This is a genomic window from Shewanella sp. MF05913 (assembly GCF_059758095.1).
Genome location: NZ_JCAYNT010000026.1, coordinates 14,323 through 28,943, shown reverse-complemented (window position 1 = coordinate 28,943; position 14,621 = coordinate 14,323). Strand labels below are relative to the sequence as shown.

At 39.0% G+C, this 14,621-nt stretch carries 15 protein-coding genes; 13 read left to right on the top strand and 2 right to left on the bottom strand.

Going from position 1 to position 14,621, the window contains the following annotated elements:
• Positions 1–6 precede the first annotated feature (6 nt).
• From AC19MV_RS20760 to AC19MV_RS20705, 12 genes are all read left to right on the top strand, one after another.
• Positions 7–747: a hypothetical protein gene (locus AC19MV_RS20760; RefSeq protein WP_182771454.1), complete on the top strand. Its 741-nt coding sequence runs from the start codon at positions 7–9 to the stop codon at positions 745–747.
• Positions 748–3,219: a MobH family relaxase gene (gene mobH, locus AC19MV_RS20755; protein ID WP_498309830.1), complete on the top strand. Its 2,472-nt coding sequence runs from the start codon at positions 748–750 to the stop codon at positions 3,217–3,219.
• On the top strand, positions 3,212–5,116 hold the full coding sequence (traD, locus tag AC19MV_RS20750; protein ID WP_432339061.1) for a conjugative transfer system coupling protein TraD: 1,905 nt from the start codon (positions 3,212–3,214) through the stop codon (positions 5,114–5,116). The genes mobH and traD overlap by 8 nt, the downstream gene beginning before the upstream one ends.
• Positions 5,117–5,118: 2 nt before the next feature.
• On the top strand, positions 5,119–5,679 hold the full coding sequence (locus tag AC19MV_RS20745) for a hypothetical protein (RefSeq protein WP_182771451.1): 561 nt from the start codon (positions 5,119–5,121) through the stop codon (positions 5,677–5,679).
• Positions 5,680–5,689: 10 nt separating this feature from the next.
• Positions 5,690–6,346, top strand: coding sequence for an IncC plasmid conjugative DNA transfer DtrJ family protein (locus AC19MV_RS20740; RefSeq protein WP_498309829.1), 657 nt, complete (start codon positions 5,690–5,692; stop codon positions 6,344–6,346).
• Positions 6,347–6,357: 11 nt separating this feature from the next.
• Positions 6,358–7,380, top strand: coding sequence for a S49 family peptidase (locus tag AC19MV_RS20735; RefSeq protein ID WP_182771449.1), 1,023 nt, complete (start codon positions 6,358–6,360; stop codon positions 7,378–7,380).
• Positions 7,381–7,490: 110 nt separating this feature from the next.
• A complete protein-coding gene (locus AC19MV_RS20730; protein WP_182771448.1) occupies positions 7,491–7,826 on the top strand; it encodes a hypothetical protein in 336 nt (111 codons plus the stop codon).
• A 275-nt stretch (positions 7,827–8,101) separates the two neighbouring features.
• Positions 8,102–8,386, top strand: coding sequence for a type IV conjugative transfer system protein TraL (gene traL, locus AC19MV_RS20725; RefSeq protein ID WP_182771447.1), 285 nt, complete (start codon positions 8,102–8,104; stop codon positions 8,384–8,386).
• Complete coding sequence (locus tag AC19MV_RS20720) at positions 8,386–9,063, top strand: TraE/TraK family type IV conjugative transfer system protein (protein WP_182771446.1); 678 nt, start codon at positions 8,386–8,388, stop codon at positions 9,061–9,063. The genes traL and AC19MV_RS20720 overlap by 1 nt, the downstream gene beginning before the upstream one ends.
• Complete coding sequence (locus AC19MV_RS20715; protein WP_182771445.1) at positions 9,063–10,160, top strand: TraK domain-containing protein; 1,098 nt, start codon at positions 9,063–9,065, stop codon at positions 10,158–10,160. The genes AC19MV_RS20720 and AC19MV_RS20715 overlap by 1 nt, the downstream gene beginning before the upstream one ends.
• Entirely contained in the window at positions 10,160–11,488 is a 1,329-nt protein-coding gene (locus tag AC19MV_RS20710; RefSeq protein ID WP_432339059.1) for a TraB/VirB10 family protein, read from the top strand. The genes AC19MV_RS20715 and AC19MV_RS20710 overlap by 1 nt, the downstream gene beginning before the upstream one ends.
• A gap of 2 nt (positions 11,489–11,490) precedes the next feature.
• Positions 11,491–11,976, top strand: coding sequence for a hypothetical protein (locus AC19MV_RS20705; RefSeq protein WP_432339058.1), 486 nt, complete (start codon positions 11,491–11,493; stop codon positions 11,974–11,976).
• Between the two features lie 303 nt (positions 11,977–12,279).
• On the opposite strand, the gene AC19MV_RS20700 is transcribed toward AC19MV_RS20705, so the two are convergent.
• Complete coding sequence (locus AC19MV_RS20700; protein WP_039972587.1) at positions 12,280–12,459, bottom strand: hypothetical protein; 180 nt, start codon at positions 12,457–12,459, stop codon at positions 12,280–12,282.
• A 104-nt stretch (positions 12,460–12,563) separates the two neighbouring features.
• Positions 12,564–13,430 carry a DMT family transporter gene (locus AC19MV_RS20695; protein ID WP_498309828.1) on the bottom strand — a complete coding sequence of 289 codons (867 nt, stop codon included), beginning with the start codon at positions 13,428–13,430 and terminating at the stop codon, positions 12,564–12,566.
• A 145-nt stretch (positions 13,431–13,575) separates the two neighbouring features.
• Between AC19MV_RS20695 and AC19MV_RS20690 the strand changes: the two genes are divergently transcribed.
• Positions 13,576–14,481 carry a LysR family transcriptional regulator gene (locus tag AC19MV_RS20690; protein ID WP_432339056.1) on the top strand — a complete coding sequence of 302 codons (906 nt, stop codon included), beginning with the start codon at positions 13,576–13,578 and terminating at the stop codon, positions 14,479–14,481.
• Positions 14,482–14,621: the final 140 nt, after the last annotated feature.

The following is a 14,621-nucleotide window of genomic DNA, read 5'->3' as shown; positions in this document are numbered from 1 at the left end:
AATATTATGGCAAATCAAACAAACCGTAAAACAGATGTTGATTCACAAGTCCGTCGTAAAACAGGTGTCGCACAAATTGAGTTAAAATCAGAATCAGTTTTTTTACACATGCGCGGACAAGCTGGCGATGCATTAAATAACTCACTATATAGGCTTGGTGAGTTGTTCAAAATGACAAATAGATCAGCAAATAAGACGACATACAACATGCTAAAAGAGTGGTTTCAAAACGAAATCATTAACGTCGCTGAAATAGAGATTGAGAAATTAGCTACTCATTTCGAATCACTGCAATCTGATGTCATACCGGGATATAGCTTTGTCGATATTAAAAACCCTCAAATGAATCTAGATATTAATATTATTCATAAGAGTCATATCGAAGTTATTAATATTATATCAAAAATTGATTTTATTATGGATGATATTGAGGCAATAGCATTATCGGGGACGTTTGACGATGAAGTTGAACAGTCTTCACGAAATCAGGCCTTATTAATATTGAATAATATATCAACCAAAATTTTTAAAGTTACAAAACCCGGAAAAAGAAATGGCGGCGCATTCTCCCCTGTTTACTTTTTGGAAGGTTTGCAAAAAGGCGTTTTCAGTCTTTACCCTGACGACAATCAACCTAACAATGATAAAAGTAACGACAAAGTTATAACTCTTGAATCAAAAGAAGTAAAAACTAAATCTGATAATTCAGTTGAACAATCTAGTGTTGAGCTTACAGAGGCTATTTAAATGAGCAATCTTTCTATCCATGCGTACAAATTGAGAATGCGACTAAATTCTTTATGGTCACGCTTTGATATTTGGGATAAATCGGATAGTCAGCTTAACAAACAAGATGAAAAAAGATTAGATGCCGTTTTACATTACCCATTAAAAGCGGCGTCTATTCCTATTGTTAGTTTAGAAACACTAATTAGTAGACAGCAAGATAAAATTCGAATAATCGAAAGAGACATTGGATTAATTTATAAAGGCTGTGAATTCAATTTTGTAGATCTTGTTGAAAGTACGATTAAGGCTTATTTGGGATATTGTCATTTAATTCCTGCCTCAGAAATGGATCACCACCAATACATAGGAGGTTTACTAGAGCACTCTTTGGATGTATCTATTCGTTCACTTCAATTCGCAATGAGCTTTATGCTTGATGAAATGGGATTAATTGATGAGGACCAAGCCCGCAGACCTAGATATGAATTTGCTGCTTGGGTATGTGGGCTGCTACATGATTCAGGAAAAATCATTTCAAACGTACAAGTTATTGGTTCCAACGGTGATATTTGGCGCCCATTGAGCGAAACGATTTTCGAATGGGCCAAGCGCAATAAAATCGACTCATATACAGTCGTTCATCAAAAGGACAGATTAAACAACGATCACGAAACTAACTCAGTACATTTTTTACCACTTGTATTAAACGATGTGGCCAAAAATTACCTGCTTGGTTCGCACGACGATTTGTATTCAATGATAACGCAAACGCTTGTTCACTATCACTCATACAAAGGTTACCTGTTTAACGCTGTCAGAAAGGCCGACTCAGAATCTACATATGATGACTATGCACGCGTATGGCTCCACGACTCTTCAAGAAAAAAATCATTGACGATGGGTGTAGTGAACGCAATGCGTTCTCTATATTCGAGTTGGCAGATAAACAAAGTTGGAGGGGATATATTTGTTTTCAATAATCAGATTTATATCGCTTCAGACAAGCCAATTAATGATGTAATCAAAAAATGCCTCGACTACGAAATAAAACTGCCAAATTCAGCTAAGGCGTTAATTTCCATCCTTTTAGATAAACGCATTCTATCGATGGTTAGCGACAAAAGCACTCATGCAAACCTATATCTAGGCAACTTTACTGAAGCGGATATTGAGGAGTTTACATTAAACAAAACAGGTGCAATGGCAAAAATTACACCTATAACGGTCATTCTAGTTGAATGGCCGAACTTTGTAATTGGCGACAACCCTATCCCTGGGAATGTTTATGGTGCGTTAAGATATAACACCAAAAAAAATAATAATGTACACCAGCTCTATAACGCTAACGGTGCAACATTTGTCATCCCAGCACAAAACCAAACATTACCTGCAACAACTGACACAACCGAAGCAACAGTGATCAGTTCTGCATCAGCAACAGCAACAGAAAGTTATACAACACCCGAAATCGTTGAAACTCAAGATAAAGCGACGACAACTGCAGCTCAAAGCAAAACCAAAGTAACTACGCCCAAAAAAATATCTGTCACAAAACCGATAGTGCAACAAGCTGAGCAATCTATGGCTCAGCAAGTCTCTATAACAGAGAGTGAGTCATCTACAAGTAAAACACCAAAAAGCCCTAACAAGGCATTGAGTAAGCCAAAAACAACCAAAACAACCAAAACAACCAAAACAAAGCTAGATAAAACAAAACAAGAACCTGAAATCAAAACTGATGTGACTGTTACTGAAGAACCATTGGAAGAGAATTCAAACTATCCATGGATTAAATCAAAACGGAGACCAAAACCAATTGATGATGCGCTATCAAAACTAATTGGAACTTCAGAAGACATATGGCTATCACCTGAAGGGGTGGCAGTTAAATTAGATTTTTTGACAGAAAAATCTAATCAAAATGCAGGCCAAATTATTAACGCTATGAGCTTTTTGAAGTTAATGAAGAGCAACAGCAAAAACCAGCAAATTTCAACACTAATTAAAGACAATGACAAAATCTTGTATGTGTTACTTGCTGATGATGTCGCTGAAACATTTTCTTCATCATTGAGTGACAGATCACCTTTACCAAGAATCAAACCATCACCTGAAAATAAAGCAATAACCACTGAACCGGTAATCGAAACCTCATCGGAGACAACGGATTGCGATGTTGAAGTTCAACAACAAGCAATTCCTTCACACACTGAAATTGACAACAACACAGTGGATATTGAAGAAAATAGCTTGCAGGCCTGTGATGATGAAAATGATGAATACACGAGCAAGCCTAAAGAAATGCTTTATGAGTCGTTGATTGCTGAATTAAAAAGCGCATGTCCTCACCTTAAAAATACAGACATAAGAAGCTTCACTAAATCCGAAAATATAACACCGATTGTTTCTGAGGATGGCTCAATAACCATCAACATTACTTCGGTTGAGCTTGATGAATTAAAATGGAAGTTGAGAGAAAACAATGAATAACCGCAGCAGTTTAACTTACAGCGAAACACTGTTTAGACCATTGTATGAGCTAAACGCAGCATATGTTTATATTGGCGCAGGTTTATGCACCGGCGTAATTAGTCAGACAAGCGATTTAAATTCAAACTTTCTAGATACGCCAACTATTCTAGCGGGAGGTTTAATCGGAATAGGTCTATATAAGCTAATCACAACCTACCCTAAAATGAGGCAGCAACTACAGCTTTTCATCAATAAAATTGAGTTTATAGATGTAGATGTCGTCAGGTATATCAACAAATGGAAAACAAACTCGAAATCAGAAAACTTTAAATACACTGATAAGCGAGAAATTTACATAGGCAATGGTTTTGAGTGGGGGCCTGAACATGCACAAAGAGCATATCAAATTATGGATATGTCGAACGATTTACGTGAAATGGAAATCCCTTTTGCGTTAAAACCCATAGTTTATAAATACAAAAAACACACCCGCAGTATGGGCGGTAAAACATGGATTCACGCTATAGGCAGTGAAACAGCTCAAATTGTTAACGAAGACACGTTTTACGGACACTCATTTATCACAGGTGTAGTTGGGTCAGGTAAAACCACACTTCTAAGATTGCTGGGTACAGGTTTTTTGCATATGGGGAACTCAATTGTCGTTATTGATCCAAAGGATGACACGAGCTTAAAGCAAGGGTTACGCAAAGAAGCTGAGGCATTAGGGATTGGTCACAAGTTTTATGAGTTCTGCCCTGCCAGACCGAGTGAGTCATGCGCAATCGATATTTTGAAAAATTTTGCAACACCCTCGGAAATTCCAACACGCATTGCAAGCCTACTAAAATCTGGAAGCGGCGCGACAGACAGCTTTATTGAATTTGGTTGGCAAACTATTTCTCAAGTGACTGACGGAATGATTTATTGCTCAGAAAGCCCAAAGCTCACTGAGATTTATCGTTACATGCGGTCAGGAAAAACAGAGTTATTAGAAAAAGTGTTAAGCAAATTCTATGAATTACGTTTTGGCCAGCATTGGAGACAATCTAAATTAAGTCAAATGACGGGTTTAGGCGAAACGCCGATAGAAGGGATGCTCAACTATTATTCTCAAAAAATTCCTAGCACTGAAAAAGCTGCATCAGTTGACGATGTTATTCAGTTTGTTACACATAACCATGAACATGCTCAAAAAATGTTAGCAAGCGTGTTTCCGTTATTTAAAGTGCTATGCAGCAATCCACTGGATAAATTGCTTTCACCCATTCGCGGTCGTGACGACATAGAGATTATTGATATTAAGCGCGTCATTATGGATGGAGGGATAATTTATTGCGCATTGAACTCAATGAATGATCCACGTACTGCAGGGCATCTAGCCAAATTGTTATTGGCAGACATATCATCATGTTTAGGTGATAGGTACAACTATGGCAGTGGTGAAGAACGGCGAGTGTCAATCTTGGTGGATGAGGTTCACGCTGCTGTTGCAGGCAATGACAGTTTAATTAACAACTTGGCACAGGGTCGTGCAGCTAAGTGTCAGTTCGTTCTTAGCACCCAAACAATCCCAGACTTAATAGACATGACTGACCAAGCTACAGCTGACCGCTATTTAGGGTTGTGTAATAACTTTTTCAGCATGAAAGTGACCGACATCCAAACTCAAGAATATGTCTCAAAACAATTTGGCCAAACAAACATCAGTGATGTTGGTGTCCAATATTCTATCCAATCAGGAACTGGACAAGCCATATCTGAATTCTCTGGTGGTTACAAAGAAAACATAACGAAAACACGTGAAGATATGTTTCCTATCACGCTAATAGGAGACTTACCGAAGCTGCAATATGTTGCGCGACTATCTAATGGCCAAAAGCTTAAATGTAAGCTTCCAATTATTAAGGGTTAGATATGGACATTTCTCGGATCACTTCACAACACGAAGGCACAAAAGAAATTGTTTTATTACTCGATAAGCTGGTGGGTGGTAGCAAATATTTGCACTTACACGACACGCCTATCATCGACATAATTTTACTTAAAGCGATGTTGGCATGGGATAGAGAGCAAGATGCAGGTCTTGAACAGCAATTCACAATGTTTTCTAAGTCAATACTCTATGACCTTTACCAAGTCACCCACTTTAAAGTGAGTTTTCGGGTAAATGAGTCTGAATCGATTCATTGGGACTGCATATCACAAACATTTGAAGAATTTAAACAAGATTCCAAAAACAACAGAAAGAAGTTAAAAAAGTGTGATTGCTTCAAAGACAACCCCACACCTCAAAACTCATGCAACTGTTTAAAAATCGAATATATAGATAAACGCTCATTGTTATCCAATGATGCAATCTCTTTATTGCTTGCTCGTCATGTATTTAATCGAAGGGTACTGAATCTGCTAGGTCTACCACTACCAGCCCGGCAAACGGTTTATTCATTAAGCAGCTCACTCATAGAACATCCATAGGAGAGTAAAAATGTCAGAGCTCATTAAAGACCATGGCGTATCAAAGTTACTGTCATTGTTCTTGTTGATATTCACCGTAAGCATTTTAGTGATACTCACGGCTATGCCCAGCAGCTTATTTCAAAAAGAAATGGAAACAGAGGTGAAGGCATTATCTGTATTAATCAGTGAAAACCAATGGTTAATGTTAACTCATGAAGTAGAAAGTAATTACACGCAATCATATGTACGAAGTGGGCTTCATCAAGCAGTAGAGGATGCACTTCTTCCATCGAGTGATTACAAAATCAAGAAGATTATCGATAACTTCAAAGGTGAATTCATCTTAAACCGAGTAGTAAACAACCTTCACATACTGTCTTATCAAATGGTTTACCGCCTATCAATGATGAAGTTTTGGGTTTGGATCATGTTGCCGTTTTTTTTCGCATTAATTTATGACGGATACATGGTGAGAAAAATCCGAATGTATGAACCTCGTCAAATATCCATAAAAGGTTCACGCATTTGGACACGCTCAATCGTGTATATGCTGGTATTCACTTTCTGTTACTTGTTGATACCTAATTTCCTCGGACAGAAAGCGCCTTGGTATCCCGTTTTAATGCTTTTATTAACGGGATTAGCCCTTAGAAATACTATTTCGAATTTTATGAAAGTTGCATAGGAACATTAAGAATGACAAGCAATCTAGATACAGAAACAAAGTCAGAGATACACACAAAAGAGGCGTTAGGTGTTTTAAAACAATACTTCACCGTGTACAAACGCACAAATTACGGAAAACTCATCTTACTTGGCAGTATTATCGCGCTGGGTTTAATAGGTAACCTAATGAGTGTTTTTTCAACTGACAAGCCGCATATAGCGGTGGTAAACATAAATGGTGAGATAGGTACAGAGACTGACACCGGAAATGGTAAAAAAATAGCTTCACACATTTTATCATCAATGAATAACGATGATGTTGATTTAATCGTCATTGAGGCAAACTCCCCAGGCGGTTCACCAACGGACTCACAAACCATCAATGAAATCATTGTTCAATATAAACATTGGGGCGGCTCAACCAAACCTGGACTGAAAGAGCGGGTTTTAAAAGAGATAAATAATCCTGCGGCGCTATTTGATGGTAATTATAAGGCCAGTGGATTTCGTGAAAAAAATTCTAGAAAACTGATTGTCGCTGTCATCACTGCACAATGCGCATCGGCATGTGTTCAAGCCATCATTAATGCAGATGTCATTATCGCTCAGAGAGCTTCCTTAGTTGGAAACATCGGCGTTAGGCTTGATACATTGAACTGGAGCGATTTAGCTAAAAAAGTAGGTGTCACTAACACCACGATCACCAGCGCCGAGTTTAAAGACATTTTAAATCCCTGGAATCCTGTTAATGATGATCAAATTCAGATAGCTAAAAAAACATTGGTTGCACCAGTGTTTCAGCAATTTAAAGACGATGTACTTGAGGCGCGTTCTAACAAACTCAAAGTGGACCATGAGGTTTTATTTTCAGGCTTAGCATGGTCAGGGGTAGAGGCAAAGGAGATTGGATTAGTTGATGCGATAAGCAACCCTGTTGCTGTTCAATCAGCATTAGAGAAAATGTCTAACCGTCAGTACAAGGTATATTCAAAAAACAGTTTTAGCTTAAATTCATTTATTCAAAATCCATTTGCCAGTATCCAAAACCTATAAAAAGTAGCAAAAAAAATTTTCAAGCGCCAATTTGGACGCTGAACCGAGCCGAACTATCAATCAACTCGTTATAAGATAGATAGGAACAACCAACCTTGAGGAATTTAAACATGCAAAACACATTAACTTTACCGACAATGGCAAATGACAAACAATTAAGCAAAAAAGGCATTTTTATTCTGTCAGCAATTTGTTTTCTCATTGCGTTGTTATCTTTTGAGTCAACAGCTGGCTCAGGTGGTACCGCATTTACATCTATTTGGACAGAATTATCTGGATGGGCCGATGGCGCTCCGGGCAAAATTATCACCCTATTGGCATTTTTTGCTGCACTTTTCAATGTCCTTAAACAAAATTATTATTTAGCAGTTGGCGCATTCATTGGCGGTATGTTGTTAAGCCAATCAGTATCTATTATCAACATATTTCTTACGGCGACAGTGTAAGTTCCCTTCCTTCCCTTCCCTTGCTTAAAAAGGCGCTTTTAGCGCCTTTTTTACTTTCGACTCAAGTCTCTTAAGCTAACGATAGTGACTCACTTGATTTAGCTTCAATATGAGCAACAAATCTAGTCATTCAATTGAGAGTCAAACTTCACATATAAAAGCGATATTTATTTGTCTTTTCCCGTTCAGCGTCCAAATTGGCCTCTGAACCCAATAAAAAGTCATGAAAGTAATGCCAAAATAAGCCCATGTATCACTAACTTCTTGACGGTAACATGGCCACTTACAGAATTCCGCACAGAGTAAATAAGCCTTTATTGGTTTTGTTTTTCACATTGGATCAATTTATACCAATCGCCACAGCATTTGGGCTCGGTTATACCTTTAGGGCTGTGCCTGAAGCGGTCATTTTTGCTGTCATGTATTTCAAAATCACTAGTTATTTTGCTGAAAACCATCCAAGAGGATTTGTTGAGCATGTTCTTTGGTATTGGGGGTTAATGCCATTAAAGCTTGGGGTGACAGTGCCAGATCCACTAAAACGGGAGTTCATTAAGTAATGGGAATTTTAAATAATGCAGATGATATTAAAAGGTCTCTTGTAGACGCAGTTACGACAAGAAATGTCATTATCTTGTCAAACCTTTTACTCAGCACAGGTGTAATGATTTTTGCTTTTAAATTTGCCTTTTTTGAACCCGCAGTGGCGGTACTGCCGAATGCACCAGTCACAGAGGTGATTGAGGTGCGCGGCACTTGGGCCAACGCATCGTTTAAAAAGGGTCACGCCATCGCTTTTGCGGAATTAATCGGCAACATCAGTAAAAACAATATTAATTTTGTAAAAGAACGATTTCTCTCTGCCGCGACACCGAATCTACGTGAGCAGTTTCAAGATGAAATTGACCGTCAGATAGCGATTATTAACGCTCGAAAACTGAAACAGCGCTTCACTATCGATGACGTATATTTTGACGAATATCAGGATGTTGTTTGGATTTGGGGGGGGAGAGAAATCACCTTGCCGGGTCAGACACCAATGATTAAAACGTGGACATATGAATTTAGAATTGCCGTGTCCAGCGGTATGCCTAAGATTTCATATTTTAAGCAGTATCCAGGCAAGCCAAACACTCGCCAACGTGTCGTACCTGCAGCAGATACCATCCCCGATTTAACAGAAGAAATGCGTGAAGGTCTAAAAGAATCAGGCTCAGAAGTTAAGGAAATTCAATAATGAAAAATATTTTTAAATTATCTCTCGTATTTACGGCGCTATTAAGTCAATCGGTGTGCAGTGCGAATGAATCGCCAGATCCAGTTAATGAGTTTTCGCTCCCGGTACAAACGTCAAACCAACGCTTGAGCTCGGAAACAATCGAGAATAAAAAAATTGAAAGTCCTGTTTCATATATTTTTAACTCATTAAAATCCGCAGTTCCAGACGATAAGGAAGATATACCGCCAAAGACAGACTCATATGGTCGCGCTTTGTCCACAACAGGTAGCTCATCGGGTTTTGCATCTACACTACAAGCCAGCTATAAACCTGTGCAAAATTATTCACTGAAGCCTGGCGAGAACATTGCTGTAGCGATTGCAGCAGGATTAATGAATCGAATAAAAACAAACTTTTCCATGGTGGCCGTTCGAACATCAGACGAAGAATCGATTATCGAAGCATCCAATGGTTATATCTATTTCACAACCAACTCAATGAACCCAGTTGGCATCATGGTTTATGAAGAGGGTATGCCTGAAACAGCAATCTCGTTAGTGCTTCAGCCTGATAACAATCCGCCAGCGATGGTCAACGTTGATGTGAAGTTGACAGGACAACAACGGTATTTAATGGCTGAGCGCAAGAGAGAAAGAGACCGTCTTAAAAAGATAGATGATTTGGCTAATATGCATCAAGAAGAACTCAGCACAGCATCACACATAACACGAATGAAATCTTTGTTATTACCGATTGCTCAAAATGGAATTCCACAAGGGTTTACGGAATCGGTAGAAATTCCTCAAACACTAACCAAGCCATGTTCGGTTGCTATTAGACAGAAAACTGCACAGCGTTACGCCGGTTCGCGTGAGTATATTGATGTGGTGGTGATGTACAACCACACAGCTTATGCATATCAAATCAAAGAAGAACAGTGTTTAAGCCGCGACGCACTGGCTGTGGCGTTTATTGACCAATCAATCCTGCAGCCAGGCGAGTCTACCGAGGTATATATCGTTAGAGATAAGTTGTATGTCGAGAAGATGGAAAAAACAAACCGTCGTAGACAAATCAGCGCACAAGAGTTGGGCTTAATTGGGGAGGCAAACTAATGTCTAAAGTTTTGGTTAAAGAGTTTTGGGGTGATCCTAAAAAACGACAAATCATCATATGGGCATTTGTTCTTGCAAGCGCCTACTTTTTACTACCTGTATTTTTTTCACCATCAAAATCACCAGTTGCACTAGAGGATAAAAACGGAGGTGCAGAATTATTCTCTGTTGAAGAAGTAGCTCAAATGGAAGAGAAGAAAACTAAAGAGCTATTTGACCAACTGTCAGCCGATGCACAAAATCGTGAAGTTGCAGCATTTGCGCAAGAAAATCGGCTAAAAGAGCGTGAAAAAAAGATAGAAATGGAAATGACCAAATTTCGTAATGAAATTAACCAGCAAAAAACGGTCATTAATCAATTGAGAAGTGAGATTTTAAATACCAGAAATGCACAAATTGGTGCAGCTGGTGGACCAACGGATGCAAATGTTATTAGGCATGATCCAAATGCTACTGTGGCGCAAATTGTTGAAAAACCTCAAACGCAAATTATTACACGTCAGCCGTTAATCAAAGGGAATGTATTACGCACTGTAACACAAGGTAAAGTTCGCTCAGTCAAGGAAACCGGGCATATAGAAGAACAGGACGTACAAATGGTCACTGTTTCAGAAAATTCTCAAACAGTACAAAACGATGCCAAAGCGGATGCTGGCACACCCAAACATACACCAAAAAAAGAGGAAGATAATTCAACATGGTTATCTGCCGGTTCAATTTTAACGGGTACATTACTAAACGGTGTAGACGCACCAACATCAGGTGGTCAACAAAGTAAGATGCCTATGCCAGTATTAATCAGGCTAAAACAAGAAGCGTTAATGCCTAATAACTACACATTAGATATTAGAGAATGTTTTGTTATAGGTACCACAATTGGTGACCTGGCCACTTCTAGAGCTTTTATTAGATCAGAAACACTATCTTGTATCACCGAGGATAACCAAGCTATTGAGGTTCCTTTAACTGCTTATGCTGTTGGCCGTGACGGTAAAAATGGCATAGACGGTACTCTTGTTACTAAGTCTGGTGGGCTGATGGGTAACGCGATGGCTGCTGGATTTTTATCTGGATTGTCCAAAGCTGCATCACCTCAAGCTGTTAACGTCGTCAACACCAACCCCGGTGATGAGTCATTATTCCAAAGTACAAATTGGTCTAGCATGGGGCAATCTGCCGCATTAAATGGTGCCAGTACCTCTTTTGACATGATAGCCAAATATTATTTAGAAATGGTTGATGCCAGCTGGCCGGTAGTAGAAGTACTTGGCGGTCGCGAAGTTGACTTTATCGTTCAGCGCGGTATAGCGTTGAAAATAGGGAAATAAATATGACTAATGAAAAGCAAGCCAGTAACGCTATATGGCCAAAAATAATCACAATGGGAATGATGATTTTAACTACTGCAATTGTTGTAAATAGTGTGATTGACTACAAAACACAGCCTCTGCATGATGAAATCGCAAAATTGAAGGCAGCTAACGCTAACAAGCCAGAAGTGCGGGTTATCAGTACGAAATCTATGGCTGAATACTTTATACGCGAAGGTTACGACACAAAAACCGAACTTGAGTACATCGATATTCTCAAGCTACTACTAGACCAAAGCAACATCATCGGCATTAGCGATACATCTTTACAGTTTAAAAGCACCAAATACGATTTAAAACTGAATGATATAGATACTTTGCGAAAGAGCCTTGCTGAACTTGGAATAGAAAACCCCAGGATTACAAACGAGGCGGAGTATGAAAAACGTGAGAATTTGCAAAAAGAGATATTTTCACAGTTAACACAACAATTGAGAGTGCAGTAACCGTTCCGAATAACTGTAACAACTAACTTCTAACCTCATTGATTCGATGATAATACTGACTAGCTGTTAACTAGTCAGTATTATCGTGAAGAAATTATTTCTTAACAAAGAAGTATTGGGTGCGTAATATGTAGTAGCTCATATCTGATCTTACAGTTTCTATGAATAGGTTGGGACTTAATCTGACAGGCAGCTATGAGCGATCTACGGACAGCCAACTCACACCACACCTAGGTCAGTTAATCGGCCAATAGCGGTCATTGAATTGTTATAGTAGTAATTCCATATCAACCCTGTGCATGTCTAGGCCTCAACCATCAGTGATTTCTTTAATTGTCTTTGCCCCAAATTTTTCGAAGAAAGGAGCTGAAGATGACTGGCGGCGATATCTATAACTTTCATGTTACTGTCCTTTGCCATTTTCTTAGCGTTAGACATCATTGCCGTTCCGATGCCATTAGCCTGCACCCGTGGAGAAGTCATAATATTCCAAAAATTAACTAGTTATTATTTATCCCACTTGGGAGTGCAGTTAAACGCTCGTTCCCAAACGCGGTCACGTTGGAAAGTTAGATTAACTTTATCATTTATATTATTTTACTTGTTTGCTTTATCTTTGCTTCTACCTTGGCTAACCAAATCAGCGGAATAATAATTAAAGAAGATCCTATAGCCAAGCTCAGGTCCGGTATTTCATCGAACCACAGCACCCCTACAACTACAGCACCTAATAAGCCAGTGTATTCGGCACTGGAAATTTTACTGGCTTCGATTGCTCTATATACCAATACACATATACCAGCATAAATTAGGATAAAAGTGTTGGAGCCTGTTGCCGTTAACATTGGAGTCCAGTCCCAAGGTTTGCCTTCCCATAACGCCAACCCAAGTGCGGCTGGGATACCTATTAGGTTGGTGAGCATTAAAGTTTGGAACACATTATGATGCTGAGGTAATTTACGGACCAATAAATTATTTACAGCCATAGTCAATGCGACGACAAGGGCGGCAATCGCTGCCCAATTAATTTGTGTTGGTTTAACCACGATAAGTACGCCGATAAAGCCCAAAACAGCAGCAGCAATTGAGTGGCTAGTCAGCTTTTCCTGAAACAATATCATGGCTAACGGCAGCATAAGCAAAGGCGCTGTATAGAAAATAGCATTTACGGTAGCTAACGGCAGAGCGCCCAGAGCGAATACCATAAATATTGCCCCTAATAACCAAATGTGGCCACGTATAAAGTGCCATTTGAGGCCAGCGAAGAGGCTTTGTTTATTACTGAGTAGACAAAATGGAAGTAAAATCAGCACTGCGGTCAATTGACGAAATAATACAAATTGGTATATGGCAGTATCTGCTGGCAGAGTTTTTATCAAAGCGTCAGAAAAAACACCAATTATATTTCCGATGATAAGTAATGTCATCGCGAGTCCGACAGTTATTTTGGGCATTTCATTACTCCTGCTACATTCTAGAAAATGTCAATGGAACTGAATTAATAGAGTTACGTTTGTAAAACGGTTATATGATTAGCGTATTCCATACCTTATATGATGTATAATGTTTAAAATGTTTTTAGTATGAGCTAAATTTATAATGAAGTTGCCTCCTTTACGTGCCCTGCAATGCTTTGAAGCTGTTGCGCGACTTAATAGCTTCTCCAAAGCTGCTGAGCACCTCAATGTGACTCAAAGTGCGGTTAGTCACCAAGTTCGATTACTCGAAGACTATTTGGGTGAAACTCTGTTTAACCGACAGGGGCGTTCTTTTTCCTTGACTAAGGTCGGGGAACGTTACTTTGAAGAAGTGACTAACTCATTAGGAAATCTATCAAATGCCAGTCAAATGATACGTCACGGGAAATCAGGCAATCTTCGTTTGGCTTTATATAGCTCTGTGGCGGTGAACTGGTTGATACCGAAGTTAGAAGATTTTAGAAATCAGCACCCAGAAATAGAAATAACTTTAAATATGGTCGGGGATCAACCGGATTATAATGACCAATTTGCGGATTGTTTTATTACAACGAATCCACCGGAACGTAACTTTGTCAATCAATTCATGTTTACTGAAAAACTTTATCCAGTGTGTGGAAAAAAGCTTTGGCAGCAGTTAAGAAATAAGCCTCTACCTGATTCATTATGGCAACACCCGTTATTATCAGTACAATACTCAGATACAAATGAAAGTCTTGGTGACGACTGGTTACGTTGGTGTATGAGTGGTAAATTTGAATTACCTAAAGACGTCAAAATTAATCAATTTAGTCATGTCTTACTTGCCGCTGAAGCGGCTCGATATAATTTGGGAATTACCCTCATTAATAATTACATGATGGATGATCAGGATCGCCAGCAAAGTCTTGTGCGCATACCTATGCACGAGCTTATTACCGGAGATAACTTCTATTTTGTCTATAAGGAAATACGAGCTAGGCAACCTGATATTATGAAATTAGGTCGTTGGCTTAAACAGCAGTGTTATGAACTGGAATCAGCTTAGCTATTTAAATCAGAGTTGAAGGTGAATACTAGCTACTTAGGAGTAGCTGTCAGCGTCCGTTTAGTTTTGTTAGTTGCTAGTCAAAATGAGTTTGCCAGAGGCCTTTATTGGCACAAATTGGCTATTCACTGTCAGATTTA